Annotated in this window: 28 protein-coding genes and 2 tRNA genes; 12 read left to right on the forward strand and 18 right to left on the reverse strand. The window is 32.3% G+C overall.

Annotation, left to right across the window (positions count from 1 at the left end; genetic code table 11):
- Positions 1-33: 33 nt before the first annotated feature.
- The 11 genes from EBF09_RS09295 to EBF09_RS01120 all read right to left on the reverse strand — a co-directional run bounded on the left by EBF09_RS09295 (position 34) and on the right by EBF09_RS01120 (position 5,998).
- Entirely contained in the window at positions 34-171 is a 138-nt protein-coding gene (locus EBF09_RS09295; RefSeq protein WP_232817605.1) for a hypothetical protein, read from the reverse strand.
- A 92-nt stretch (positions 172-263) separates the two neighbouring features.
- The gene (locus tag EBF09_RS09300; protein ID WP_232817606.1) at positions 264-458 is read right to left on the reverse strand and encodes a MerR family transcriptional regulator; all 195 of its coding nucleotides are present in this window, start codon (positions 456-458) and stop codon (positions 264-266) included.
- Positions 459-478: 20 nt separating this feature from the next.
- Entirely contained in the window at positions 479-691 is a 213-nt protein-coding gene (locus EBF09_RS09305) for a hypothetical protein (protein ID WP_232817607.1), read from the reverse strand.
- Between the two features lie 155 nt (positions 692-846).
- Positions 847-1,365 carry an LTA synthase family protein gene (locus EBF09_RS09310; RefSeq protein WP_232817608.1) on the reverse strand — a complete coding sequence of 173 codons (519 nt, stop codon included), beginning with the start codon at positions 1,363-1,365 and terminating at the stop codon, positions 847-849.
- Positions 1,366-1,431: 66 nt separating this feature from the next.
- Positions 1,432-1,752, reverse strand: a complete 321-nt coding sequence (locus EBF09_RS09315) for a hypothetical protein (RefSeq protein ID WP_232817609.1) — start codon at positions 1,750-1,752, stop codon at positions 1,432-1,434.
- Between the two features lie 2 nt (positions 1,753-1,754).
- The gene (locus EBF09_RS01095) at positions 1,755-2,159 is read right to left on the reverse strand and encodes a cyclophilin-like fold protein (protein WP_121763296.1); all 405 of its coding nucleotides are present in this window, start codon (positions 2,157-2,159) and stop codon (positions 1,755-1,757) included.
- Positions 2,160-2,162: 3 nt separating this feature from the next.
- Complete coding sequence (locus EBF09_RS01100) at positions 2,163-2,924, reverse strand: carboxymuconolactone decarboxylase family protein (RefSeq protein ID WP_121763348.1); 762 nt, start codon at positions 2,922-2,924, stop codon at positions 2,163-2,165.
- 117 nt (positions 2,925-3,041) lie between these two features.
- Positions 3,042-3,461 (reverse strand): cupin domain-containing protein, encoded by a 420-nt coding sequence (locus EBF09_RS01105; RefSeq protein ID WP_121763349.1) that lies wholly within the window; start codon positions 3,459-3,461, stop codon positions 3,042-3,044.
- Between the two features lie 204 nt (positions 3,462-3,665).
- A complete protein-coding gene (gene arsB, locus EBF09_RS01110; protein WP_121763297.1) occupies positions 3,666-4,682 on the reverse strand; it encodes an ACR3 family arsenite efflux transporter in 1,017 nt (338 codons plus the stop codon).
- Positions 4,663-4,998, reverse strand: a complete 336-nt coding sequence (locus EBF09_RS01115; protein WP_121763298.1) for an ArsR/SmtB family transcription factor — start codon at positions 4,996-4,998, stop codon at positions 4,663-4,665. Before EBF09_RS01115 ends, arsB begins: the two co-directional genes overlap by 20 nt.
- A 10-nt stretch (positions 4,999-5,008) precedes the next feature.
- A complete protein-coding gene (locus EBF09_RS01120; protein WP_232817611.1) occupies positions 5,009-5,998 on the reverse strand; it encodes a permease in 990 nt (329 codons plus the stop codon).
- 200 nt (positions 5,999-6,198) lie between these two features.
- Between EBF09_RS01120 and EBF09_RS01125 the strand changes: the two genes are divergently transcribed.
- From EBF09_RS01125 to EBF09_RS01135, 3 genes are all read left to right on the forward strand, one after another.
- Positions 6,199-6,750, forward strand: coding sequence for a DNA-deoxyinosine glycosylase (locus EBF09_RS01125; protein WP_121763299.1), 552 nt, complete (start codon positions 6,199-6,201; stop codon positions 6,748-6,750).
- A 63-nt stretch (positions 6,751-6,813) separates the two neighbouring features.
- A complete protein-coding gene (locus EBF09_RS01130) occupies positions 6,814-7,395 on the forward strand; it encodes a DedA family protein (protein WP_121763300.1) in 582 nt (193 codons plus the stop codon).
- The gene (locus tag EBF09_RS01135; protein WP_121763301.1) at positions 7,395-10,835 is read left to right on the forward strand and encodes a methionine synthase; all 3,441 of its coding nucleotides are present in this window, start codon (positions 7,395-7,397) and stop codon (positions 10,833-10,835) included. The genes EBF09_RS01130 and EBF09_RS01135 overlap by 1 nt, the downstream gene beginning before the upstream one ends.
- Before the next feature lie 434 nt (positions 10,836-11,269).
- Here the strand turns inward: EBF09_RS01135 and queC are convergent, their stop codons facing one another.
- Together queC and EBF09_RS01145 are read right to left on the reverse strand one after the other, a co-directional pair.
- Entirely contained in the window at positions 11,270-11,956 is a 687-nt protein-coding gene (gene queC / locus EBF09_RS01140) for a 7-cyano-7-deazaguanine synthase QueC (RefSeq protein WP_121763302.1), read from the reverse strand.
- Positions 11,957-11,966: 10 nt separating this feature from the next.
- On the reverse strand, positions 11,967-13,001 hold the full coding sequence (locus EBF09_RS01145) for a bifunctional 3,4-dihydroxy-2-butanone 4-phosphate synthase/GTP cyclohydrolase II (protein ID WP_121763303.1): 1,035 nt from the start codon (positions 12,999-13,001) through the stop codon (positions 11,967-11,969).
- A 134-nt stretch (positions 13,002-13,135) separates the two neighbouring features.
- On the opposite strand from EBF09_RS01145, the gene EBF09_RS01150 reads away from it, so the two are divergent.
- The 3 genes from EBF09_RS01150 (at position 13,136) to EBF09_RS01160 (ending at position 14,682) form a co-directional block, all read left to right on the forward strand.
- A tRNA-Gln gene (locus tag EBF09_RS01150) sits at positions 13,136-13,210 on the forward strand.
- Between the two features lie 48 nt (positions 13,211-13,258).
- A tRNA-Met gene (locus tag EBF09_RS01155) sits at positions 13,259-13,335 on the forward strand.
- 255 nt (positions 13,336-13,590) lie between these two features.
- A complete protein-coding gene (locus EBF09_RS01160) occupies positions 13,591-14,682 on the forward strand; it encodes a methyl-accepting chemotaxis protein (RefSeq protein ID WP_121763304.1) in 1,092 nt (363 codons plus the stop codon).
- 17 nt (positions 14,683-14,699) lie between these two features.
- Here the strand turns inward: EBF09_RS01160 and EBF09_RS01165 are convergent, their stop codons facing one another.
- Together EBF09_RS01165 and EBF09_RS01170 are read right to left on the reverse strand one after the other, a co-directional pair.
- Positions 14,700-15,011, reverse strand: a complete 312-nt coding sequence (locus tag EBF09_RS01165; RefSeq protein ID WP_232817616.1) for an SMR family transporter — start codon at positions 15,009-15,011, stop codon at positions 14,700-14,702.
- A 1-nt stretch (position 15,012) separates the two neighbouring features.
- The gene (locus EBF09_RS01170) at positions 15,013-15,357 is read right to left on the reverse strand and encodes a DMT family transporter (RefSeq protein ID WP_121763351.1); all 345 of its coding nucleotides are present in this window, start codon (positions 15,355-15,357) and stop codon (positions 15,013-15,015) included.
- A gap of 151 nt (positions 15,358-15,508) precedes the next feature.
- On the opposite strand from EBF09_RS01170, the gene aroB reads away from it, so the two are divergent.
- Genes aroB through EBF09_RS01195 form a run of 5 tightly spaced genes read left to right on the forward strand, consistent with a single transcriptional unit; the run spans position 15,509 to position 21,444 of the window.
- The gene (gene aroB, locus EBF09_RS01175) at positions 15,509-16,540 is read left to right on the forward strand and encodes a 3-dehydroquinate synthase (protein ID WP_121763306.1); all 1,032 of its coding nucleotides are present in this window, start codon (positions 15,509-15,511) and stop codon (positions 16,538-16,540) included.
- The gene (locus EBF09_RS01180; protein ID WP_121763307.1) at positions 16,531-18,186 is read left to right on the forward strand and encodes a mechanosensitive ion channel domain-containing protein; all 1,656 of its coding nucleotides are present in this window, start codon (positions 16,531-16,533) and stop codon (positions 18,184-18,186) included. Before aroB ends, EBF09_RS01180 begins: the two co-directional genes overlap by 10 nt.
- A gap of 9 nt (positions 18,187-18,195) precedes the next feature.
- Positions 18,196-19,476 carry a tRNA (N(6)-L-threonylcarbamoyladenosine(37)-C(2))-methylthiotransferase MtaB gene (mtaB, locus tag EBF09_RS01185; RefSeq protein WP_121763308.1) on the forward strand — a complete coding sequence of 427 codons (1,281 nt, stop codon included), beginning with the start codon at positions 18,196-18,198 and terminating at the stop codon, positions 19,474-19,476.
- Positions 19,463-21,124, forward strand: coding sequence for an AAA family ATPase (locus tag EBF09_RS01190; RefSeq protein WP_121763309.1), 1,662 nt, complete (start codon positions 19,463-19,465; stop codon positions 21,122-21,124). The genes mtaB and EBF09_RS01190 overlap by 14 nt, the downstream gene beginning before the upstream one ends.
- On the forward strand, positions 21,121-21,444 hold the full coding sequence (locus EBF09_RS01195; protein WP_121763310.1) for a hypothetical protein: 324 nt from the start codon (positions 21,121-21,123) through the stop codon (positions 21,442-21,444). Before EBF09_RS01190 ends, EBF09_RS01195 begins: the two co-directional genes overlap by 4 nt.
- Here the strand turns inward: EBF09_RS01195 and EBF09_RS01200 are convergent.
- Together EBF09_RS01200 and EBF09_RS01205 are read right to left on the reverse strand one after the other, a co-directional pair.
- On the reverse strand, positions 21,401-21,736 hold the full coding sequence (locus tag EBF09_RS01200; RefSeq protein WP_121763311.1) for a hypothetical protein: 336 nt from the start codon (positions 21,734-21,736) through the stop codon (positions 21,401-21,403). The genes EBF09_RS01195 and EBF09_RS01200 overlap by 44 nt on opposite strands.
- Positions 21,737-21,739: 3 nt before the next feature.
- Positions 21,740-22,072, reverse strand: a complete 333-nt coding sequence (locus tag EBF09_RS01205; protein ID WP_121763312.1) for a DUF5666 domain-containing protein — start codon at positions 22,070-22,072, stop codon at positions 21,740-21,742.
- Between the two features lie 103 nt (positions 22,073-22,175).
- Here EBF09_RS01205 and EBF09_RS01210 point away from each other — a divergent pair, with 103 nt between their 5' ends.
- Entirely contained in the window at positions 22,176-23,123 is a 948-nt protein-coding gene (locus EBF09_RS01210; RefSeq protein WP_408609802.1) for a tRNA dihydrouridine synthase, read from the forward strand.
- Here the strand turns inward: EBF09_RS01210 and EBF09_RS01215 are convergent.
- Complete coding sequence (locus EBF09_RS01215) at positions 23,120-24,709, reverse strand: methyl-accepting chemotaxis protein (RefSeq protein WP_121763313.1); 1,590 nt, start codon at positions 24,707-24,709, stop codon at positions 23,120-23,122. The genes EBF09_RS01210 and EBF09_RS01215 overlap by 4 nt on opposite strands.
- Positions 24,710-24,728: the final 19 nt, after the last annotated feature.

Raw genomic sequence — 24,728 nt, forward strand, 5'->3', positions numbered from 1 at the left:
TAATCCTATAGTTTTATTTTGGTTTAGATTATATCAAATTTCCACGCGTTTTTTGCGTTTTACATAGTCTTTACTTAAAAGGTTTAACTCATCTTTGCTTTCTTTTATTATTTTTTCATAATAATCCACTTTAAAATCAAATTTTTCTAAGATGGTTTTTAGTTTTTGCATATCTTTTAGTGTTTTTTCTCTTGAACTTAAAATAATCTCTAGCCTTTCTTTTGCAGTACTTTCGCCTTTAGCACAAAGAGCAATATAATCTTTTAATCCTTAATGCTCACACCAATTTGGCGGTAACAATCCACCCAAAGCACCCATTGCAAATCTTTTTTACTAAAATATCTTACCCCATTTTCATCTTTCTCTACATAAGGAAACACACCCTTATCCGCCCAAAACATAAGTGTCCTACTAGGGACACCTGTTTTTCTTTCTACTTCTATGATTGTATAAACCATTTTAATCCTTTATAAAAGTATCAAAAATCTTTATCTAAAACATATTTTTTATCTATCGGAAATGATTTTTTTGGTTTCTTATTTTCTTCTTTTTTACTTTGTATATAATATACATCTTTTGCATCTGAAAGAATATATAAATCTTTTACTTGCAAACCCTCTTCATTTTCAGTAAAGCTGATATTATTATCTAATAATTTATTTTTTACAATTTTGCTTTTGCTTAGAGTCATTTCTGCCTTAAAATTACCTATTTTTAAATAAGAAGTAATATTTTCATTTAAAAATACAATAGATAAAAATAAGACAATAGTGTTAGCCAAAGCAAAAAATTTAAAACTTTTAAAGTCTTTAAAACATAATTGAAGGCTAAAAAATATAAAAATAATTAAACAACCAAAGCCCAGATAAAAATAATTAATTTCTTGGGTTTTAATGATAACAAAAAACCAGTAATAGCAATAGCTACATATATTATCAATATCAGAATTGTTTGTGTTGTAAAAATTCCAAATTTATCTAATGAAACTCTGTCTTTTCTTCCAAAAAAATATAATAGAACGTTTGCAACTATAAACACAATAACAATAGATATTAATAATAATATACTGGGTTTCTGTAATGTGATAAAAGTAACGATGGTTGAAGCAATATAAATTATCAAAGGAATTGTTATTGGCATTTTAAAATATTGTTTATATAATTCTCTTGAAAAAGAAAATATTCCCATATAGAAAAAACTAAAAATTCCTCCAAATAAAATCCCTGTAATTGCCAAAGCAATTGCTTTTTGACTATCTACAAAAGGAATAGTTCTTGTTTGTAAAGAATGCTGAATAAGTATAAAAATGACTATAGAAATTCCTGCAAAACTCGCAACTTGAAACAAATCTTTTGAAGTTTGCAAAATCGATTTTGAAAGTTTGATAAAATCTTTTTTATCTTTTCTTGTCTCATAGCGTTCTTCATATTTTTAAAATTTAACTTTAGATTTAAACTCAAGCTCTTTTAATTCTGGTTTAGAAATATTTTTCATATACAAATCAAAATAAAAATAAATTTCATCTTCCAAATCATCAAACTCTTGAGGATTGTTTTTAAATTTTTGATATTCCAAATTTTTAAAAAACAAAATTTCTTTTTCTACTAAAGTTTGCAACTTTAGACTTATTTCTTTTATGTTTTCACTACTTGCAATATTTTGCTTGCTTCTTTCTTCTTTAAGCTGTTTTATCAATTCTTGACATTCTTGTAATCTTTTTTCTTTTATATTTAATAAAATTTTAAATTCCATTTTTACTCCTTTATAATTTTCATCTTAAAATCGCTTTTTTGTGCCTTTAGAGCTTCCAAATTCCCTTGCACTTTTCCCAAATACACCAAATCATCGCTCGCATTTTGAAGTGCATAGAAAATTCCAATATTTCCCCACGGCACATAGTAGAATAAATCCCCAATTTGAGGTTTATACGCACTGCTTCCTTTTACCTTTAGTGCTTTGGGTAAGTGTGCAATCTTTTCCTTTTTCATAAAATCGCTAAAATCTAGCTCCATTGGAAGCATATTATAAAACCCTCTTGAAGCTTCATTGTCTTCTAAATTTACAAGCAATTCCTTGTTATTAAAAAATAATTTTATTCGCATTTGCTCTCCTAGTAAAAAAGTAAAACTTATTAAACACAAAATCAATATTTTTATCATAAATTAAGCTTTCAAAGTCAAGCTATCTAACGCAGCTATCGCATTTAATGCCCTTGGATAGCCAATATAAGGCGTAAGTGCTGCAATGATATTTAGCAAATCTTCTCTGTTTTGTCCCATATTAAGATTACCTTGTATATGGGCTTTTACTTGGGTTTCTGCCCCACCAAGCGAGATAAGATATACAAGCGTTAAAAGTTCTCTTGTTTTTAGATCAAGCCCTGTGCGTGTGTAGTAGTCTCCAAAACAATTTGCGCTTAAAAAATCATTCATAAAAGCTTTATCTTTTGGGCTAGATTCTATCATTTTGGTGATATTTGCCTCTCCAAAAATAGTATTTTGAGCAATTCTTCCTTTTTCTTTGCGATTATCCTGTGTGGTTGTGCTTTGCAGCTCTAGTGGCATTTCAATCCCTAATTTTTCAAATACTTCATTGCAAAGACTTAAAAAATCACGCACCTTAATAAAGCCCACATAAGGAGTAGCTTGATAGATCATTTCTTTGATAACAACGGGGTTTATATCGTGATTTATCGCTCCTTTAAGCAAGGTTTTAAACTCCATTTTTCCACCCGCTGCCAAAGTAGAAGCAAGTGTGATTAAAAAATACTTTTCTTTAGGCAAATTTGCCTTTGCAAAGCTTTCTCCAAAAGTAAAATTAATGTGATTAGTAAAAAATTCCTTATCACTTGTAAAAAGAGGATCCTTTTTTGTTCTGCCCAAAAGCTCTTCATAAATTTCTTTTGCCTTTTGTTTTAACTGCATAGTTTTTTCCTTAATTTTTAAAGTTTGTGAAAAAAGGGCTTGAGATGCCACCCCTAAAAGCATAAAAGTTTTAACGCTTAGATTTAAAAAACTTCTGCGTTTCATTGCAAAATTCCTTTAATTTCTTGCTTCTTTTAAAGCTTTTTCATACTCTTCATCGCTTACAAGTTCAAGCCACTCTACATTTTTACCATTGATTTCACTTGTTAAGGCTATGTGTGCTCCAGCGCTTGTATCACTTGCTCCGTGAAAATGCTTCACTCCCACAGGACAGCTTATCACATCGCCTTTTTTAGCAATCACCGCTTTTTGTCCTTCTGCTTTTGTGATAATTTCGCCTTCTGTTACGATTAGCGTTTGTCCTTTAGGGTGAGTATGCCATGCACTTCTAGTACCTTTGCTAAATTCCACTAATCCTCCGCTAAAATCTCTCCACTCATTTGCCTTAAACATCATGCTTACCTTTACTTCCCCGCTAAATATTTTAACATCTCCTTTAAAGCTCCCATGAGTTCCTTTCTTTTCTACTATTTGCATATTTTCTCCTTCACTAGCAAGGGCAAAAACCCCGCTAAGCATTAATAGACATAAAATCTTTTTCATCTCTTTCCTTTATTTTGAAAATTTTTTACAATTATAAAAGATGAGAGTAGCTCTAAGTCAAGAGAATATTAAAATTTTTAGTATAAAATACAAAAAATAGAAATAGAAAGAAAAACAGGTATCTACTTAAAAAAGAATTTAATACCTATTCTTCAAAGCCCATTTGACTAATAAAACTAATACCGGCACTTCCACAAGTGGTCCAATAATCGCTCCAAAACTCTGTGGTGAAGCAATCCCAAAACTTGCAATGCAAATTGCAATAGCAAGCTCAAAATTATTACCACTTGCACTAAAGGAAATCGAGCAAGTTTTTTTATAATCTATCTTGCTCTTACACGAAATAAACCAAGAGATGAAAAACATACACACAAAATACAAAATAAGTGGCAACGCAATCCTTAGTGCATCTAATGGCAAGCTAAATATCATATCTGATTTATAAGAACACATCATAAAAATAGTAAAAAGCAAAGTAATAAGCGTAAGCGGACTAATAAAGGTCAAGAATCTTTCTTCATACCACATATTGCCTTTTGCCTTTATCAAAATAACTCGGCTTAAAAACCCCAAAATGAAAGGGATTCCAAGATAGATAAATACATTTTTGCTAATTGAAGCAATGCTAATATCTACACTAGAATTTTCTAACTTTACTCCTAGAATGGAAGGCAAAAACTCAAGATAAAAATAAGCCAAGATTCCAAAAAATAGAATCTGAAATACGCTATTAAAAGCCACAAGCGCACTTGTATATTCTCTATTTGCCCCTGCTAAATCACTCCATACAACGACCATAGCCACACATCTAGCAAGTCCGATGATAATCACTCCTTGCATATATTCTGGGCTATCTTTTAAAAATATATATGCTAGTGCAAACATCAAACTTGGCCCAACGATCCAGTTTAAAAAAAGTGAAAAAGCTAGAATCTTTTTATCATCAAAGACTTGCAACATTTTTGCATACTCGACTTTTGCCAAAGGTGGATACATCATTAAAATAAGACAAAAGACTAGAAGCATATTAAGCGAGTTGTATTCAAAAATAGCCCAAAAATTATTTACATTTGGCACAAAATACCCAAAGACTAATCCAGCAAAGATTACCAAAAATATCCAAAGACTAAGAAATCTATCTACTACTCCTAACATTCTCTCTCCAATTCGCACGAGATTTTACCAAAGGTGGAAGAGATAAATTAAGCTCTTTTATAGCCTCTAAACACTGAAGATGAAAGAGGGATAAATCCTCCTTTATCCTATAATATGCCCAAGCGCCTTTGCGTCTCACTTCTAAAAATCCAGAATCTTTTAATATTTTTAGGTGGCGTGAGAGGCGTGATTGAATCATATTTAAAGAGCTTTGTAAATCACACACACAAAGTTCGCCATTTTTGGTTAAAAAGGCTAGTATTAGCACCCTACTTTCATCATTTAATGCACCAATGATATTTAAAAATTTATCCATTTAAATTCCTTTATAAAAAATAAGTAAGACTTCCAAAGCCAATTGCAATCAGTAGGATAAGTCCCACAAAAAGTGCTAGAAAGTTTGTCCTAAATATACCCTTTAACAAAATGAGTTCAGGGAGAGAACACCCAGCACCCGCGATTAAAAAGCTAAAAATCACACCCTCATTCACACCCACTTCAAGTAATGCTAAGCCAATAGGGATAATCGCCTCCACTCTAATATAGAGCAAGATTCCAATCAGTGCTGCTAGAATAACACTTAAAATGCCAAAATCACTTAGATAATCTTGTAAAAAATCTTGTGGCACAAATCCATGTATAAAAGCCCCAATCCCCATACCTATGGCAATATATGGAATAAGCTTTTTGTAATCTTTAAAAGATTGTAATAAAATTTCTTTAAAACTTAGTTTATTTTTAAGTGTGCTATCACAGCAACTTGTGCTTTTACTTTTGCTCTCACCACAGCAACTTTGAGGTTTTTTGATACTAAAAGAAGTGATTTTAGCAGGATTTTTAGCTTGTTTCTTCACGCTAAAAGATAAAGAGTTTGTGCTTTTAAAATCCTCTTTGAAAAATTTTTGTGTATCTAGCCTTTGGATTAAAATAGCAAAAATAAAGATTGCAACAAATAAAAAAGCCACATATAAAAAAGTAAGCTTAAAAGAAAATGCTAAAAAGAGCATCACAACGATAATAGGATTAATTAAAGGCGAAGTAAATAAATAGGCAATACACACGCCAAAGGCTACATTTGCCTGCAATAATGCACGAAGCAAAGGAATGGTAGAGCAAGAACAAAAGGGAGTAAGAGCACCAAGCAATATAGCTTTAAGATAGCTAGAATACGAATCTTTGCTCAGATGTTTTTCAAAAGCATTTTTATATTTGTGATTGATAAAGCTAACAATAGCAGAGATAAAAATAAAAAGCAAAGAAAGCTCAATAAAATAAATGCAAAATAGTTTAAGAGATTCTAATAATTTTACTTCCACAACAAGTTCCTTTTAAAAAATTAATGGAAATATAGCGTAATTATATCAATAAATCAATATATGTTGATATATTAATATATAACAATGCAATTATTCCTTACTTTCTCCCCTTGCATGAACTTCAAATTCTTTGCCTATGAGTTTATGTGTTATAATTAAAAATTAAATCTTACAAAAGGATATTTTTATAATAAAAAGCCATGAAAAATAATCAAAAAATTATTACAACCCACGCTTTTAATCCCATCTTTAATCAAGATTCTAAAGTTCTTATTTTAGGCTCTTTTCCCTCCCTTGCTTCAGAATCTTTTGGTTTTTATTATGGGAATTCCAATAATCGCTTTTGGAGCGTTTTAGCACTTGTATTAGATGAGGTTGTGCCAACTTCAAAAGACAAGCATTTGAAAAATAAAGAGATTATAGAGATTCAGAGAAATTTTTTACTAGCACACCATATTGCACTTTGGGATTGCGTGCAAACTTGCAAAAGAAAGGCAAATAACTCAAGCGATACAAATTTAGAAATTATAAGTTTTAATGATATTACAAAGATTGTGTATAAAAGTCAAATCAAAGCAATTTTTTGTAATGGCAAACTTGCTTCAAAAACTTTTTTAAAATTGCAAAGCAATACTTTAAAACCTCTTAATATCCCTTGCTTTACCCTACCCTCCACTAGCAGTGCAAATGCACGCTACAACTTAGAAGATTTAAAAACAAAATGGAGTGTTCTTAAGAATTTTTTGCTTTGATACAAAATTTATCTACTCTTTGCTATACTTTAGGCATTTTTTATTTAAAAATTAGGAATTTCTATGCAAGAAACGATTGATTTATTGCTAAAATATGGCTATATTCTTTTATTTTTATATTCTTTGGGTGGCGGATTTGTCGCACTTGTAGCTGCTTGTGTGCTTAGCAGTATGGGAAAAATGGATTTATATTTAAGCCTAAGCGTAGCGATTTTAGGGAATTTTTTGGGCGATGCTTTGCTTTTTTATCTTGCAAGATACCAAAAAAAAGAAATGATGCCCTATCTTTCCAAGCACAAAAGAAAGCTTGCTTATACGCAACTTTTAATGCGTCGCTATGGCTCTTTGGTTTTAATTATCCAAAAATACATTTATGGATTTAAAACTCTAGTGCCCCTTGGCGTTGCACTTACAAATTATAATTTTAGCAAATTCAACTTTTACAATCTAATAGGTGCGATTCTTTGGGGATTTAGCATAGGTTTAGGGAGCTATTTTTTAAGCGAAGTATTTTTAAATAGCCTTTCTTATTTGCAAAATTATCCATTTCTAGCACCCATTATACTTTTTACTTTGCTTTTAATCCTTTGGATATTTTTATCTAAAGCAACTACAAAAAAATTTAATAAAAATCTAGGAAAATAATGTTAGCAAAAATCCAAAAACTCATCAAAAATCAAGCTCTTATCTTAGATGGGGCTATGGGGACACAAATCCAAAAATATGACATACAAGACTGGGGAATTAATAAAAAGGGCGAAAGCTTGGCAGGTTGCTCTGAAAGTTTGCTTTTAAGCCACCCACAAATTATAAAAGAGATTCATAGTGAATATTTACAAGCAGGGGCTAATGGCATAAAAACCAATACTTTTGGTGTAATGCCATGGGTTTTGGCGGAATATGGCTTGGAAAATGAAGCTAAAAACCTTGCATTCTTGGGTGTAAAACTTGTAAAAGATTGCATAAAAGCCCACACTCCCTTGCAAAACCAAAAAGATGCACTCTTTTGCATAGCCTCACTAGGACCCGGCACAAAGCTTCCAAGCTTAGGGCATATTGATTATGATAGTATGTATAGTGGGTATTGTGAATGCGTTAAAGGCTTTAAAGAAGCAGGAGCAGATATTATTTTGCTAGAAACCGCACAAGATCCTTTACAAATTAAAATCGCACTCCATGCGTGTTTAGATATTGCAAGTGAGATTCCCATTATGGTTTCTGCTACGATTGAAACCAATGGCTCTATGCTAATAGGCACAGATATTGCGACACTTTTTAGCATTTTAGAACCTTTCCCCATTCTTTCTTTAGGGCTTAATTGTGGCTTAGGGCCTGATTTAGCTAGATCACATTTGCTTTCTTTAAGCAAGGTTAGTAAATTCCCAATTTCTGTGCATACTAATGCAGGACTTCCACAAAACAGAGGCGGAATCACTTACTATCCTATGGAAGCAGAGGAATTTTCCAATCTTCAAAAAGAATTTTTAGACATTAATGGAGTTTGCTTTTTGGGCGGTTGCTGTGGCACCACACCTAAACATATTGAACTTTTAGTGCAAAAAACAAAAGGAATCACTCCAAAACCCTTACAAAGTAGCTACAATCCTAGCATCGCTTCACTCTTTAGCTCTTATGAGCTAACCCAAAGCCCTGCACCCCTGCTTATAGGGGAACGCTCTAATGCCACTGGCTCTAAAGCTTTTAGAGAACTGCTTTTAAAAGAGGATTATGAAGGAGCTCTTGGGGTGGGACTTTTACAAGTGCAAAGTGGCGCGCACTGCTTAGATGTTAGCGTAGCATTTGCAGGACGCAATGAAGATAAAGATATGCAAGAGCTTATCTCTTTATATGCTAGTAAAATCGCTCTTCCTTTGATGCCTGATTCCACACAAGTGAATGCACTAGAAATTGCCTTAAAACTCATAGGATCACGCCCCATTATTAATTCAGCAAACTTAGAAGATGGGATAGAAAAGTTTGATAAAATCGCTACCCTTGCTAAGCGTTTTGGAGCTGTGCTTGTCTGCCTTACCATAGATGAAAAAGGTATGTGCAAAGACAAAACTTCTAAAGTTGAATGTGCTAAAAGAATGATGGAAAGAGCTAAAAATATCCATAATCTAAGAGAAGAAGACATTATCTTTGATCCTCTTACATTTACCGTAGGAAGTGGTGATGAAGAATATTTTGATGCGGGGATTCAAACCCTAGAAGCTATCAGAGCTTTAAGAGAACTCTACCCAAAAGCTGGAAGCGTTTTGGGGCTTTCAAATATTTCCTTTGGATTAAGTAAAGAGGGGCGAATCTATCTAAATTCTATCTTTTTACACCACGCGATAAACTATGGACTAAGTGCTGCTATTGTCAATGTAGCCCATTTAATCCCCTATTCTAAAATAGATAAAGAAGATATTAAAATCTGCGAGGAACTTATTTTTAACCACCAAAAAAGCAAAGAACCTCTTTATAATTTCATAAAACATTTTGAAAACAAGAGCAATCTTAACCTAAAAGAAGAAGAAAAAGACAATCTAAGCACAAAAGAAAAAATAGCAAAATATTTAATTGATGGGAATCTTAATAAAATGCTAGAGCTTTTGCCAAGTGCCAAAGATGAAATTAATCCTGAAATTATCATTAATGAAATTTTAATTGATGCGATGAAAATCGTTGGAGATAGATTTGGTGCAGGAGAGATGCAACTTCCTTTCGTGCTTCAAAGTGCGGAAGTTATGAAAAAAAGCGTGGATTATTTAAATGAATTTTTGCCCAAAAAGCAAAGTGAACACAAAACCACAATCGTAATAGGCACGGTAAAAGGTGATGTACATGATGTAGGTAAAAATCTAGTGGATATTATCCTAACTAATAATGGCTTTAATGTAATTAACATAGGCATTAAAGCAGAGCTTGAAAAGTTTTTAGAAGTGATTAAAACTCAAAAAGTGGATTGTATAGGAATGAGCGGATTGCTTGTAAAATCCACACTTGTGATGAAAGAAAATTTACAAGAATTGAAACGCTTAGGCATTAAAATCCCCATTATGCTTGGCGGAGCAGCTCTCAATCGTGAATTTGTAGAGGAATACTGCAAACCAAACTATGATGGGATTATCTTTTATTGCAAAGATGCATTTGATAGTGTGGCTGCTATGCAGATTATCCAAAAAGGAGATTTTAGCGATCTCACCCTACCTAGCCAAAAGGGCAAAAATAATACTTCAAAGCAAGAAGCAAGGCTACAAAATAAGCTTAAAAAATCCCTAGAAGCAAAAGAAAACCTACCAAAACCTACCAAAAGCACACTAGAATTTAACTACAAATCCCACACACCACCCTTTTTTGGTAAGAAAATCTTAGAACTCACAAAAGCTCAATTTGATGAAGTTTTTGCATTTTTAGATAAGGATTTACTATTTAAACACCGCTGGGGATATTCTAAATTTAAAAAAGAGGAATACCTAAAACTAAAACAAAACGAGCTAGAACCCATGCTAGAAGCATTTAAAAAGGAGCTAGTAGAAAATGAGATTTTTAAGCCTATTGTGATGTATGGCTACTACCACACACGCACTAAAACCCCACAAAATGCGGAAGATGGATTGATTTTAGAAGTGAGTGAATTTGAAGATTTTAGCAAAAGTGTGGAATTTTTATTCCCACGCTCTTCTAAAGAGCCTTTTTTGTGTCTTGGGGACTATTTTAATCCAAAGGGCGATGTATGTGCGTTTCATCTTGTTTCTAGTGGGCTAAATTTTAGTTCTTATGAAGAAAAGCTTTACAAAAATGCAGAATACCATAAATATTACTTAATGCACGCACTTATTATGGATTTAGCAGAAGCATTAGCGGATTTTATCCATGCTAGAGTAAGAAATGAACTAAACTTAGATACAAAATGCGGACAACGCTACTCTTTTGGCTATCCTGCATGTCCTGATCTTTCCTTAAGCAAGAATCTTTTTGCTCTTTTTAACCCACAAGAACTTGGTATTAGTTTAAGTGAAACCTATCAAATGACACCAGAAGCTACAACCTCTGCACTCATCACTTTCTATAAAGACGCCACCTACTTTGCAATTTAAGGGATTTATCCCTTTCTTTCCTTAAAATTGCATAAAATAGTCAATCTCTACTTTATAAAATAACAAAGAGATGGCATACTCTTTATTATAAAAGAGTTCTCGTGATGCAAGAGAAAGAATTTACTTGTAGATTTTGCTGCTTTTGCTTAATAAAATTACTTTTGATTAAAACTGCTTCATTACTTAGTTCCTTTTTGTAAGGATAGGAGTTTCTATCTCTCCCGCTCCTTTTGCATTTTCTAGTATATCTTTAGCGATTTTTTCTAAGCTATTTTCTACATTTTCTATTTTTTCATAGATTTTATAGTTTTGTATTTCTTTTAGTTGTGCGTAGTCTTTTAGGCTAGTTTCATAGAGCTTCTTAGCTTCTTCATAGGTAGTTTTGTTTTGAGAGAAAGATTGCCCTTTTATATAAAAATGTTTAAGGCTTACTTTTATGCTTTATTCACATTCTTTTTATAAGGGATTTTATCTTGCACCCCTATTTCTTTAAATCCCCTAAGACGCAATAGACAGCTATCACACTCTCCACATGCCTCCTCACTACTTTCATAACAAGACCAAGTGAGCTCCAAAGGAACCTCTAACTCTAGGGACTTTTTAACAATATCTGCTTTTTTAAATTGTAAAAGTGGAGTGCAGATTGTAACTTTAAAATCCTTTGTTGTGCCTTCATTGATAAAATCTTGTGCTTTTTGAATAAAATTCTTAGTGCAATCAGGATACCCGCTACCATCTGCTTCAATCACTCCTATATAAATACGCTCACAACCCTCCTTTTCAGCTATGCTTCCAGCAACACTTAAAAACACTCCATTTCTAAAAGGCACATATGTAGTAGGCACCTCCCCTACTCTTCCTAGCTCATTTTTAGGAACTGCCATCTCTAAATCTACAAGTGCATTTCCTCCAATTACCTTTAAAAAATCCATATCTAAAGAGTAGCTTTTATACACTTGCAATTCTTTGCAAATTGCTTCAAAACATTCTTTTTCTTTGCTTTGCGTTCTTTGTCCATAGTTAAAATGGATAGCAACAATCTCATACCCCTCTTTTTTGGCTAGATATGCACACAATGTGCTATCCATACCCCCACTTAAAATACACAATGCTTTTTTCATAAAAATAGCCTTAATCCAATTCAATTTTATCAATTATTTTAAGGTTAAAACCACCAAGCATTAGACTTTGCTTTTCCACTTCACTTGTGCTTAAGAGTTTAAAATCATGCACCTTTAAACTTTTTAAAATTTGCGCTCCTATACCTACTCCCTTTACATCTTTTTGCTTATGGGTTTGCATACACACTAGATACCCTCCTTCTTGTGACATTTTTTCTACTGCCTTTGTGAGTGCGTTAAATTCTGCACTATTTTCCATAAAATCCACATCTTCTTTTATATGGTGAAATTTCACAAAAGGTTCTTTGCTATCTTTAAACTTAAAAACGCGATGAATCCTATTTAGATGATCTTTTATCTCAAACTTTTGTGCTTTTTTTCCACAAAATTCTGCTTCTTTTATGCTTACAATCTCAATAAGTTGCTCAAATTGCAAACGATACTGCACCAAATCAGATACATAAAGGATTTTTAAATTATGTTTTTTAGAAAAATCCATTAAAAACTTATCCCCCCTATGTGCCATTAATCCATCTTCTTTCATAATCTCACAAATTACGCTAATAGGTTTTAAGCCTGCTAATTTACAAATATCAATACTTGCTTCTGTATGCCCTGTGCGTTCTAACACTCCCCCTTCTTTTGCAATTAATGGAAAAATATGTCCTGGACGCACAAAATCTTCTGGCTTTGTATTAGGCTTACACATAAGATTGATTGTCAAATCCCTCTCATAGGCTGAAATACCCGTCTTTGCTTCTTTGGCATCAATAGAAACTGTAAAAGCAGTTTCATGATTAGAGCTATTCTTACTTACCATAGGTGGCAAATCAAGCTTTAAAGAAAGTTCTTTAGTGATAGATACACAAATAAGCCCTCTAGCCTCTTGTGCCATAAAATTAATCTTTTCAGGTGTACTAAAGATTCCTGCCATCACTAAATCCCCTTCATTCTCCCTATCTTCATCGTCCATCACAATAATCATTTCCCCATTTTTAATCGCTTTAATTGCTTCTTCTACTCTTAAAATTGATTCATTTTGCATAATTTTCACCTTATTTAATGCCTAAAGCACCTATTTTTTTAATTCTTTTATTTGAAGTATAACTATTTTTTTTTAAAAGTTTTGTAAAACTCTTGACTTTACTTAAAACATTTTGTATAATTTCGGCTCGTTATTGGGGTATCGCCAAGCGGTAAGGCACCTGGTTTTGGTCCAGGCATTCCGAGGTTCGAATCCTTGTACCCCAGCCACTTTTTCTTACAAATTTTTATTTTTAATAGTTTTAATAAATAATATATCGCGGGGTAGAGCAGCCCGGTAGCTCGTTGGGCTCATAACCCAAAGGTCGGTGGTTCAAATCCGCCCCCCGCTACCAAAATTCTTTCAAAAGTTTCTATTATTTTTCCTTTTGCAAAATAAGTTTTTTCATAAAGTAACATATTTTTTATCTTTTTTCCATATTATCACAGAAGCATTACTATTGCCCTTTCAAAAGCTTTATCATAAATAATAATGAGTTTTTCATATAAACTTATAAGTATTTTATTCCATTTTACTTTATTTTTATGTATAATCAAATATCAAATTTTTTGAATTTTGGTATGTTTATCTTACACTAGAAAGGATTAAAATGTTTGGTAGTAATCAATACAAAGAGGAGTTGAAAAAAGCTCTAGAGCAAAACAAAGAGCTAAAGGAGAAAATCTCGCGACTAGAATCACAAATCCAATCTCTTAGCGAAGAAAAAGCAGAATTACAGACACAAAAAACGCCGCAATGCACAGAAACTTTTAAAAATATGACACTCTCACTTGCAAAAAGTTGTTCAACTAATTTAAAAGTTCTTCAAGATGATTTTGCAAAATCTGTTAGTCTTTTAGAGGATACAAAGAAAAATTCTACAAACAACATTCAACAAACACAAAACACACAAGCAAAACTTGAAAACAGTATTGCCAGTATGACTGAAAAACTTTCTGAATTTAATCATATGATAGAGCAAGTGCAAAATGACTTTGCAGCGATTTCTAGCGTTATTTCACTGATTACTGATATTTCTGATCAAACCAATCTTTTAGCATTAAATGCCGCTATTGAAGCAGCAAGAGCAGGAGAGCATGGAAGAGGATTTGCGGTTGTGGCAGATGAAGTTAGAAAACTAGCTGAACGCACACAAAAGGCTACTAAAGAAATAGAAATGAATATCCAGATCGTGCAACAAAACTTCTCAAGTGTTCAAGCTTCCACAGATGAAATTTTACAAGGTATGGAAGATTTAAACAATGAAAATCAATCCTTAGAATCTATCCGCAATTCAGCAGATCAAATCCTAAAAGAAACCGATACTATCCGCTACACTACATTTGTAGGCTTGGTCAAGTTAGATCACCTACTCTTTAAAATCAATGGATATAGCTCCATCTTTAGCGAAAATATGGAAGCACAATTTGTAGGACACCATGATTGTCGTTTAGGAAAATGGTATGATAGTGGAAATGGTAAATTAGAATTCTCTATGTTACCTAGCTACAATAAATTAGAAAGTTCTCATGAAGCTGTCCATAGTAGCATTATTGCAGGTTATGAGCTTATGAAAAGACATGAAGGAGCACAAGCTTGCTTAGAAGAAATTAGCCAACATTTCCAAAAAGCTGAAGATGCAAGCTTAGAAGTTGTAACTATCTTAGACAATCTCTTAAAAGAAAAACTAGATACAATCTAAAAATCTAAAGAGCTTCTTTAAGCGCTCTTTAGAGTGATCACTGCAATAATTATCACGATGATTCCAATCCACCCAATAGGTTTTAATTTTTGGTTAAAGAAATAATAACCCCCAAGTGTTGTTCCTAAAATCCCAATACTTCCCCACAATGTATAGGCTACTGCTAATTTCATTCCCTCCAAACTTAAAGTAAGCAAATAAAAAGCAAGCCAAACTAATAAAATAGATAAGATTCCCCATTTATAATTTCTAAAGCCATCGGATTTATTTAAAGTTAAATTTGCGACAATATCTAAAATTGCTGCCAAAATAACATAAAATAGATAGATACTAAACATTTTTCTCTCCGTGTTCTTCACCCAAATTCACCAAAACAATTCCAATAATCGCTAAAGCTAGTCCTATATATTCTTGCATTTTTAACTCTGCTTTAAAAACAAAAAGTGCAATAATCGTAATGAGTGAAAGCCCAACTATCTCCCAAATAGCATACGCCACCCCCACACTAATCTTTCTAATAGAAAGCGACATAAAATAATAAGCAATTCCAATCATGGCAAACAAGATTCCATAAATTATAATTTTATTGCCTCCCTCTTGTGCATAATTCACAACAGAAACTCCAAAAACTTCACAAAAAATTGCCAAAATCAAAAAAATCCACGCTTTTATCATAAATCTTCCTAGAATAATTTTAAGCATTATATCCACACTTTTTTTAAAAATGCAAATTTTATTTACTTTTCCCATCTTTATAAAGGGCAAATAAAGTAAAACTTGGTAGAATCTTAAAAAAATTCTAAAAAATTGCAAATAAAGGTGGTTTATGGATTGCATTAATCTACCAACTTACTCCATTCATTTTGGAGCGCTTCCTAAGCTTTCTTGGAATGGAAAAGTTTTAATCATTACAAATCCTAAAATTTCTGGTTTGCATTTAAAAAGACTTTTGGAGAATCTTGATGCTTGCGAAATTTATTGCATTTGTTTGCAGGATGGAGAAAAATACAAAAATCTTAGTAGCATTGAAACAATTTTAGAAGCTGCTTTCAATCATCGCTTAAACCGCAACTCTTTAATGATTGCACTAGGAGGAGGCGTTATAGGAGATATGGTAGGATTTGCAGCGGGTATTTTTATGCGAGGTATCCCCTATATTCAAATCCCAACCACTCTACTCTCTCAAGTAGATTCAAGTGTGGGTGGCAAAACAGGCATTAATAATAGCTTTGGTAAAAATCTCATCGGACTTTTTAATCCTCCAAAAGCCGTTTATATAGATACACACTTTTTACAAACCCTACCTAATCGGGAATTGAATGCTGGAATAGCTGAGATTATCAAAATGGCTATTTGTTTTGATAAAGATTTTTTTAAATTCTTGCAAAATGCGGATTTACAAAATATAAATATCTTGCAAGAAGTAATTTATAAAGCGGTTAGTATCAAAGCTAAAGTTGTCTTAGAAGATGAAAAAGAAAAAGGAATAAGAGCGGCTTTAAACTATGGTCATACCTTTGGTCATATTATTGAAAAACTAGGTAATTTCAATCAATTTCTACATGGAGAAGCAGTAAGCATAGGAATGATGATGGCAAACACGCTTGCTTTAAAACTAAATCTTATCTCAAAAGAAGAATTTATAGAGATTAAAAACCTCCTTTGCAAATTCAATCTTCCCATTACCTATAAAATCAAAGATATAAAAACTTTTTACTCTTATTTCTTTTTAGATAAAAAAAGTTTAGACAACACTATAAAATTTATTTTACCCAACAAAATAGGTAATTTCATTATAAAAGACGATGTTGCAGAAGATTTACTTTTAGAAATTTTAGAGAGTTTTCAATGCGATTAATTAAATTACTTTTTTTTATTCTTGCTTCATTATGTTTACTAAAAGCAGATGTTTTTAGCAATGATCTAAAGCAAATCAAACTATTAGATGATAAAATTAATAAAATCAATCTTATTTTAAACAATCCTAATAATGTTTGGATGAAAAAATATTCTAATTATGTAGCCTATAAACAAATTATTTATTCTTTAAATAAAACACAAGCTGAAATTGCACAACTTGAAAATAAGCATTTAAGTATAGAAGAGCAAAATCATCTTTCTAATTTGCAAAGAAGCTTAAATACGCTAGAGCAACAAAAAGGACTTTTAGCTCCATTTAAAGATGCACCCTTTAGCGAATTAATCCAACCCCATGATTTAAAAGATATGCCCTCTGTAACCAACCCTATTCTTATCATTCAAGCTTTTTCTTATATCAAACTCATTAACCAAGAACAAGAGCGTTTAGAGCGTAATTTTACTGATTTAGAAAATAATCTAAAACAATTAAAAGAAAAAGATATGCTTTTAAAAGAGCTGCTAACTTTTTATAGCAACAAAGAATACAAAGAAAAACTCTTGCAAATTTGTAGCAAAGATTATTGTCTTTTCTCAAATGAAGCTGAAGTAAAACTTGCTATAAAAGACAATATTTTAGCCTTAGAAGAGCTTCAATCTGCTAAAAATATTTTTAATACTACATTAGAGATTTTTACAAAAAATCGTGATGAAAATATCTCTAACCTAAAAGAACAGATTAAAAATCAAATCATAAAAGGCGCTTATATAGGCTTTTCTATTTTATTTCTTTTTGCACTTGCTTTGTTTGTGAAGGTAGGTGTAAGAAAATATATTCACGACAATGAAAGAATCTACACCACCAATAAAATTATTAATTTTTTAAATATTACTTTGGTGATTCTTATTTTACTCTTTGCATATTTAGACAATGTTACTTACCTTGTAACCGTGCTTGGATTTGCTTCAGCGGGTTTAGCCATCGCTATGAAAGATTGGTTTATGTCTTTGCTTGGCTGGATTGTTATTGTTGTAGGGGGTGCTGTGCATGTAGGGGATCGTATCAAAGTAATTAAAGAAGGTGCTACTTATGTAGGAGATGTTTTAGATATTTCTATTTTACGCATTACAATCTATGAAGATATTACACTTACAAGCTATATGGAAAATAGACGCGCTGGAAGGATTGTCTTTATCCCTAATAACTTTATTTTTACTACAATGTTTTCCAACTATTCACACGGAGGACTTAAAACTGTGTGGGATGGGATTGACTTTACCATTACTTTTCAATCCGATCATGCAAGAGCTTGCCATATTGCTAGAGAATGTGCCAAAAAATATGCCAAAGGCTATACAGAATCTACAAAAAGACAATTTAATAAAATGCGTGATAAATTCTCACTAAAAAATACAAATGTAGAGCCTCGCGTTTTTAGCCTTTTAGAACCTAATGGAATAAGAATTTCTGTATGGTATCTCACAAATACTTATGCTACTTTAGCACTTAGAAGTAGCATAAGTGCTGAAATTATTGACGCAATTTTAAAAGAACCCAATATCACAATAGCCTATCCTAGCACAACAGTTTATAGCGGAGGAGATATTTTACCTAAAACTGATGGCATTATTCCGCCTATTTCTTAAAGGATAAATATGAATAATCAAAATAAGCCAAAAGTCTATTTCAAAACTTTTGGTTGCAGGACAAATCTTTTTGATACACAAGTGATGATAAATTCTTTATCTGACTTTTCTCACACTCCTTATGAAGAAGAGAGTGATATTGTGGTAGTAAATTCCTGCACCGTTACAAATGGAGCTGATAGTGGCGTTAGAAACTATGTTAATCGCTTGCAAAATGAAGGAAAAAGAATCTATTTTACAGGTTGCGGAGTAAAAACGCAAGGCAAAGAACTTTTTGATAAAGGGCTTGTTTTTGGTGTTTTTGGACATTCTTTGAAAGAAAAAATCAATGAACTTTTAAATGCTAAAGACTCCTTTTTAGATGAAGGGAATTTAAATAGCCTTGATAGCACAATTATTACAGAATTTGTTGGCAAAAGTCGTGCTTTTATTAAGATTCAAGAGGGTTGTGATTTTGCTTGTTCTTATTGCATTATCCCAAGCGTTAGAGGCAAAGCGCGTAGCTTTGAATTAAAAAAAATACTAGAACAAATTAATATTTTATCCCAAAATGGCTTTAGTGAATTTATCCTAACAGGCACAAATATGGGAAGTTGGGGCAAAGATATTGGAGAAGATTTAAGCACACTCATTAAAGAAATTTGTCAAATTGATGGCGTAGTGCGTCTAAGACTTGGAAGTTTAGAACCCTCACAAATTAATGAATCTTTTTTAGAGCTTTTAGACAATAACAAAATTGAAAGGCATTTGCATATCGCACTCCAACACACCTCTCCTTTTATGCTAAAGCTTATGAATCGCCAAAATACTTATGAAAAAGATTTGGAGCTTTTTAACTTCCTAGCACAAAAAGGATTCGCACTTGGAAGCGATTATATCATCGGACACCCACAAGAGAGTGAAGAAGTTTGGCAAGAAGCATTAGAAAATTTTAAAGCACTTCCCATTACGCATTTGCATAGCTTTATTTATAGCAAAAGAGATAATACAAAATCCGCACTTCTTAAAGCAGATGTTCCTGGAAATATTGCTAGGATTCGCAAGCAAATGCTAGAGCAAATCACAAAAGATAATAATTTCACCTTAAGAAAAAAACTAGAAAAAAATAAAACCCCTTTAAAAGTTTTGATTGAAGATGTCAAGGAGAATAAAGAGGGTTTTATACTTCTTGGTTTAGATGAATATTATAACAAAATAGAAATTCACTCACAAAATTTCTTCAAAAAAGATACTTGGCTAGAAATCAAACATTTTAATGCCAAAGAGGACAAAAATTATGCAGAAATTTAAAGGCTTAGCATTTGCAATTTTAACTTGCTTATTTGCTCTTTTGCTCTTCTTTTTCTTTGTGAATAAAGACAAAAGCGAGCTTATAAGCTCCACACAACTTTTAAACCTAACCCAAAACAACCTCCCACAAAATGCAAAAATAAAAGGGGATTATCTCTATTTTGAATTAGAAAATACTCCCTATAAAATCGCAAAAGATAGCATTGATTTACAAGAATTTGGCAAGAAAACTCCTATTTCCATTATAAAAGAAAATAATAATTTAAATCTCTTTATTCTAGGTGGGATTTTAATCTTTATTATCCTTCTACTTCTTTGGCAAAAAAAACCAAAACAAGCATATAGCAACACACCCACAAAAATACAAAACCCCATAGCAAAAGAATATGCAAACAATGCTTTTGATTTATACAAAATTAAACCTATGATTTCTAATCTTAGCTTTGAAGATGTAGCAGGGATTAGTGAAGCAAAAGGCGAGCTTGAAGAAATTATTGACTATCTAAAAAATCCACAAAAATATCAAGATTTTGGGCTAAAACTTCCAAAAGGAGTGCTTTTAATTGGACCTCCTGGAGTTGGAAAAACTCTTATAGCAAAAGCAGTTGCTGGGGAAGCTAAAGTGCCTTTTTTTTATCAAAGCGGTGCAAGTTTTGTGCAAATTTATGTAGGAATGGGTGCTAAAAAAGTGAGCGATTTATTCACAAAAGCAAAACTCAATGCCCCCTCTATCATCTTTATTGATGAAATTGATGCAGTAGGTAAAGCAAGGGGTGGTGGAAGAAATGATGAGCGAGAAGCCACACTCAATCAACTTTTAACAGAAATGGACGGCTTTGAAGATAGTAGCGGTGTGATTGTGATTGGAGCAACAAACAATATAGAATCTATGGATGAAGCACTTCTTAGAAGCGGGAGATTTGATAGGCGCGTATATGTAGAGCTCCCAAACCTAAAAGAACGCATCAAAATTTTACAAGTGCATTCAAGAAATAAAACTTGCGATTTTAATTATGAAGAAGTCGCAAGACATTGTGTAGGATTTAGTGGAGCCGATCTTGCTTCTTTGCTAAATGAAGCAGGATTAGTCGCACTCAAGCGTAATTCTAAAATCATCACTCAAGAAGATGTGCTTAGTGTAAAAAATAAAATCATTCTAGGCACCAAAAAGAAACTAACCCTAGAAAATAAAGAAAAAGAAATACTAGCCTATTATAAAGCCGCAAAAGCATTTGCTAATTACTATTTTGGATTTTCTTTTGATAAAATTTCACTCAGCAATGAAGAACACAAACAAAGCCAAAAAGAGCTTTCTAGTAAAAATGAACTTACTAATCAGCTTAAAGTCCTACTTTCTGGAATTGCAGCATTAGAGCTTCTTTATAATGAAAAATATACTTATGCAAAAGAAGATTTAAAAGAAGCCAAAATTCTTGCAGAAAAAATGATAGAAAATTATGGAATGGGAGAGTTTTTAGTAGGAAAACAAGAAGATTGTGTGCTTTTACTAGAAGAATGTAAAAAACAAATGTATGACTTTTTTAAAAATTATCAAAAACAACTCCAAGCCATCGCACTAAAACTTTTAGAAGAAGAAAAAATAGATTATACTGAAATTGAAACTATTATAAATAGGCAATTTATTTGAAAATATTTGGCAATCCTCCTTTTAAGCTCCCTGCTTCCTTTAAGGGGGAATTTAACATACTGGGAATAGAGGATAAATGCAAAGAAGCTTGTATTTTTGCCTATCAAAACCTAAAACAAACAAAACGCGTTCAAACCCTAATCTTAATAGAACCCAAAGAAAATCTACCCTTTTTAAAAGAGATAAAGGACACAAAATGCAAAATTTATTTTTTTTTAAAAGAGAGGGATTTCAAGGAAGCAAAAAAATATGCTCCCTATGGAATTGTATTTTTGTCTAATACGCCCGTGGCTTTTTACAATCTATTTCAATCTCTTTAGCTATGGGTAAATCCCTGTTATCTAAAAGGTGATATATTTTAATTTCTACAAATATATCCTTTGTTAAATCTTTGAAAGTTCCATATTTATCACTGCCAAAAGGACCACAATTATCCATATCAATTTCTGTATTTGGCATCACTTTTACACTAAGTCTCTCTCCATAAATAGAATCTACTTCAATAATTTTACTTTCATTATTGGCATTTACAATCACGCCTTCTAATTTAAAATATTTTGCAAAAGCCATAGTATTTAAAAGTATAAAGCCTATAAAAAATATCCTAATCATCTATTAATACGCTCTGTGTCCACATTTCCATTCAATTTCTTTTGCACCCAAAGTTCCATCTGCTTGTGGGATTGCATCTACTTGCACAAACATTCCAGGCTTTAAAGCTACAAATTTTTCATGTGTATCATTGCCAAACATTCCACAATCATCACCTTTGATTTCAGTATAAGGAAACACCTTAATCACAACATTACCATTCATTCCTGAAAGAGTAATTGTTTTATTTACATCATTTACATTCATAATTTGTCCGCTAATATCCATATCACTATCTGCAAATGCAGGAACTACGCACATTCCTAAAAGACAAACTTTTGCTAAAAACTTTTTCATTGATTTCTCCTTGTAACTTTTATAAAGAACTTTTGTATTTTAATAAAACTTTGTGTGTTTTTTGTTAAGATTGCAAATTTATTTTAATGTTTTAAGGATAATTTTGAATATTATAAAAGAAAATACCCTAATGATGGCACCTCTAGCAGGTTATAGCGATCTCCCTTTTAGAGAAGTTGTTAAAAAATTTGGTGCAGATATCACAGTTAGCGAGATGATTAGCGTGCATGCTCTAGCCTATCAAAACAAAAAAACTCTCAAAATGGTAGAAAAATCTCCACTAGAAAATCCTTTTGCCTTGCAAATTGCAGGAAATGATTTAGAGATTATCAAAAAAGCAGTGGAACAAATCAATCTTTTTAAAGATTCTATACAAATCTTAGATTTAAATTGCGGTTGCCCTGCTCCAAAAGTCTCTCATCATGGAAGCGGAAGCTCTCTTTTAAAAGATTTAGATAAATTAGTAAATATTTTAAAACTCTTAAGAGAAGTGAGCCTTTTGCCCTTTTTAAGCGTGAAAGTGCGACTAGGATTTGATAAAAAAATTCCACAAGAAATTGCTAATGCCCTAAATGATGCTCCTATTGATTATGTAGTCGTGCATGGAAGGACTAAAAGCGATGGATACAAAAAAGATAAGATTGATTATGCCTCCATTGCTTTAATGAAGCAAATCTTAAAATGCCCTCTTATTGCAAATGGGGAAATTACTTCTAAAGAAGTCGCACAAAAAGTTAAAGAGCAAACCGGTGCGGATGGTTTGATGATAGGAAGGGCTGCGATTGAAAAACCTTGGATTTTCACACAAATTAAAGAAGGTTTAGAAGAATCACTAAATTTACGCAAAAAAGTTATTTTAGAGCATTTTGATAGAAGTATAGAATTTAGAGGGGATTATGGAGTGATTATGTTTAGAAAAAATCTTCATGCCTATTCTAAAGGCTTAAGGGGAGCAAGTGATTTTAGAAATCTTGCAAACACCCTAACTTGCCCAAAAGAAACGCGTAAAGTTATTGAAGACTTCTTTGATACTACTGATTTTGAATCTTAGCATCTAAAAGAATCTAATTGTTTATCAAGCAAGTTTGCATTATTTGCAAGCTCCCTTGTAACTTTATCAATAAGTTGCACGCTTTTATTATTATCATAAGTCAAGCTCTCTATTTTCTCCACTTGCGCTAACACATTATGCACTGCACTTACAAGCTCATTTGTCTTTTGTAAAGAAGCGCTAGATTCTCTTACAGCTTCTTCTAGTGATTTTACACTTTCTTCTACAACCTCTCCACTTTGCATAGACATTTGTGTAATTTTAGAAGTATTTTCCACATTCTGTCGCATTACTTCATTAGCATCATTACTTGCTTGAATAATCAAATTTACAACCGCATTAATCTCGCCTAAACTCTTATGTGTGCGTTCTGCTAGCTTTCTCACTTCATCAGCGACAACCGCAAATCCACGCCCTGATTCTCCCGCTCTTGCTGCTTCAATACTTGCATTAAGTGCTAAAAGGCTCGTTTGATCAGCTATTTCTGCGATGATTGTCAATACATCTTTAATCCTATTAGTATCTTGTGCATTTTGCGCTAAACGATCGGCTATTGCATGCTCTGTTGCCATATTATTTTGCATTTCATCTGCCATTTTAAGTAGGAGTTTTTTAGTTTCTAAAAGCTCTTTAGAGGACTTTTTAATATCTTCTGCACTTGTTTCTACCAGCTTTGAAGAGACTTCTAGCATTTCTTCTATTTCTTTGCCTAGTTTTGTGCTCTCTTGTGTAACTTCTACACTTGTATAGATTCTTTTGTTAATTTGATTAGAAGCTTCAAAAAGACTATTTGCTTGTTGCTTGCTATAATGCGCCGAATCTTTTGCACTTTCAATAGTATCATGAATTTTTTGTATAAAATCATTGATATAAGAACTTGCTTTTGCGATTTCGTCTTTATTTTTAACAGGCAATCTTCGCGTCAAATCCCCCTCACCTTGTGAAATATCATAAGCAACATCTGCAAGCTTTTTGATAGGATTAAACACAAGATGATTAAAAACAAACAATAAAAAGAAAAGTGCTATCACGCTAAGCCCAAACATCCACAAAAATACTTCTCTTTTAACTGCATTAGAGTTTTGCACAAGCTCCTTATCAGAAATCTGCATTTTCACGACACCCAATGGCTCACCTACTTGTGTGCTAACATGGCACATCACACAGGCTTCTTCTGCAACCACTGGTTTTAGCATTAAAAACCCACTATCTTTTTCATTCTTATAAGGGACGATTTTTTCTTTTTTGGTATTAAAAATATCCAAAATCTCCTTATCTTCTGTAAAAGCGCTCGGCTTTTCCATAATCTCAATCACTTTTTGAGAGGGAAAAATCTCTAGTCCTCCCACTCCTTCAATCTTTTTAGAAGCCTCTATGAAGCCATTAATCACTAAAGGATCTCCCGTATTCATAGCAAGCTTTAACCCCTCATACAATAAAGCATTTAATTTATTTAGCTCACTAGAAGAATTATTTTTAGCAATATTATTAAAACCATTTTGCAAGTTTAAAAATACCATAGTAAAAAGTATCCCTAAAAACACAACTATCATAATAACGATTTTTGACTTGATTGTCTGAAACATAAAACTCCTTATATTTTTT

The organism is Helicobacter burdigaliensis, assembly GCF_003670295.1.
Lineage (GTDB): Bacteria > Campylobacterota > Campylobacteria > Campylobacterales > Helicobacteraceae > Helicobacter_D > Helicobacter_D burdigaliensis.

Coding starts and splice junctions, on each gene's coding strand:
- EBF09_RS01135 (WP_121763301.1), top strand. CDS start 7,395: ATGTTAGCAAAAATCCAAAAACTCATCAAAAATCAAGCTCTTATCTTA.
- aroB (WP_121763306.1), top strand. CDS start 15,509: ATGGATTGCATTAATCTACCAACTTACTCCATTCATTTTGGAGCGCTT.
- EBF09_RS01105 (WP_121763349.1), bottom strand. CDS start 3,461: ATGCAAATAGTAGAAAAGAAAGGAACTCATGGGAGCTTTAAAGGAGAT.
- EBF09_RS01205 (WP_121763312.1), bottom strand. CDS start 22,072: ATGAAAAAGTTTTTAGCAAAAGTTTGTCTTTTAGGAATGTGCGTAGTT.
- EBF09_RS01100 (WP_121763348.1), bottom strand. CDS start 2,924: ATGCAGTTAAAACAAAAGGCAAAAGAAATTTATGAAGAGCTTTTGGGC.
- EBF09_RS09300 (WP_232817606.1), bottom strand. CDS start 458: ATGGTTTATACAATCATAGAAGTAGAAAGAAAAACAGGTGTCCCTAGT.
- arsB (WP_121763297.1), bottom strand. CDS start 4,682: ATGTTAGGAGTAGTAGATAGATTTCTTAGTCTTTGGATATTTTTGGTA.
- EBF09_RS01125 (WP_121763299.1), top strand. CDS start 6,199: ATGAAAAATAATCAAAAAATTATTACAACCCACGCTTTTAATCCCATC.
- EBF09_RS01095 (WP_121763296.1), bottom strand. CDS start 2,159: ATGATAAAAATATTGATTTTGTGTTTAATAAGTTTTACTTTTTTACTA.
- EBF09_RS01170 (WP_121763351.1), bottom strand. CDS start 15,357: ATGATAAAAGCGTGGATTTTTTTGATTTTGGCAATTTTTTGTGAAGTT.
- EBF09_RS01180 (WP_121763307.1), top strand. CDS start 16,531: ATGCGATTAATTAAATTACTTTTTTTTATTCTTGCTTCATTATGTTTA.
- EBF09_RS01215 (WP_121763313.1), bottom strand. CDS start 24,709: ATGTTTCAGACAATCAAGTCAAAAATCGTTATTATGATAGTTGTGTTT.
- EBF09_RS01200 (WP_121763311.1), bottom strand. CDS start 21,736: ATGATTAGGATATTTTTTATAGGCTTTATACTTTTAAATACTATGGCT.
- EBF09_RS01145 (WP_121763303.1), bottom strand. CDS start 13,001: ATGCAAAATGAATCAATTTTAAGAGTAGAAGAAGCAATTAAAGCGATT.
- EBF09_RS09315 (WP_232817609.1), bottom strand. CDS start 1,752: ATGGAATTTAAAATTTTATTAAATATAAAAGAAAAAAGATTACAAGAA.
- queC (WP_121763302.1), bottom strand. CDS start 11,956: ATGAAAAAAGCATTGTGTATTTTAAGTGGGGGTATGGATAGCACATTG.
- EBF09_RS01190 (WP_121763309.1), top strand. CDS start 19,463: ATGCAGAAATTTAAAGGCTTAGCATTTGCAATTTTAACTTGCTTATTT.
- EBF09_RS01160 (WP_121763304.1), top strand. CDS start 13,591: ATGTTTGGTAGTAATCAATACAAAGAGGAGTTGAAAAAAGCTCTAGAG.
- EBF09_RS09295 (WP_232817605.1), bottom strand. CDS start 171: ATGCAAAAACTAAAAACCATCTTAGAAAAATTTGATTTTAAAGTGGAT.
- mtaB (WP_121763308.1), top strand. CDS start 18,196: ATGAATAATCAAAATAAGCCAAAAGTCTATTTCAAAACTTTTGGTTGC.
- EBF09_RS01115 (WP_121763298.1), bottom strand. CDS start 4,998: ATGGATAAATTTTTAAATATCATTGGTGCATTAAATGATGAAAGTAGG.
- EBF09_RS01130 (WP_121763300.1), top strand. CDS start 6,814: ATGCAAGAAACGATTGATTTATTGCTAAAATATGGCTATATTCTTTTA.
- EBF09_RS09305 (WP_232817607.1), bottom strand. CDS start 691: ATGACTCTAAGCAAAAGCAAAATTGTAAAAAATAAATTATTAGATAAT.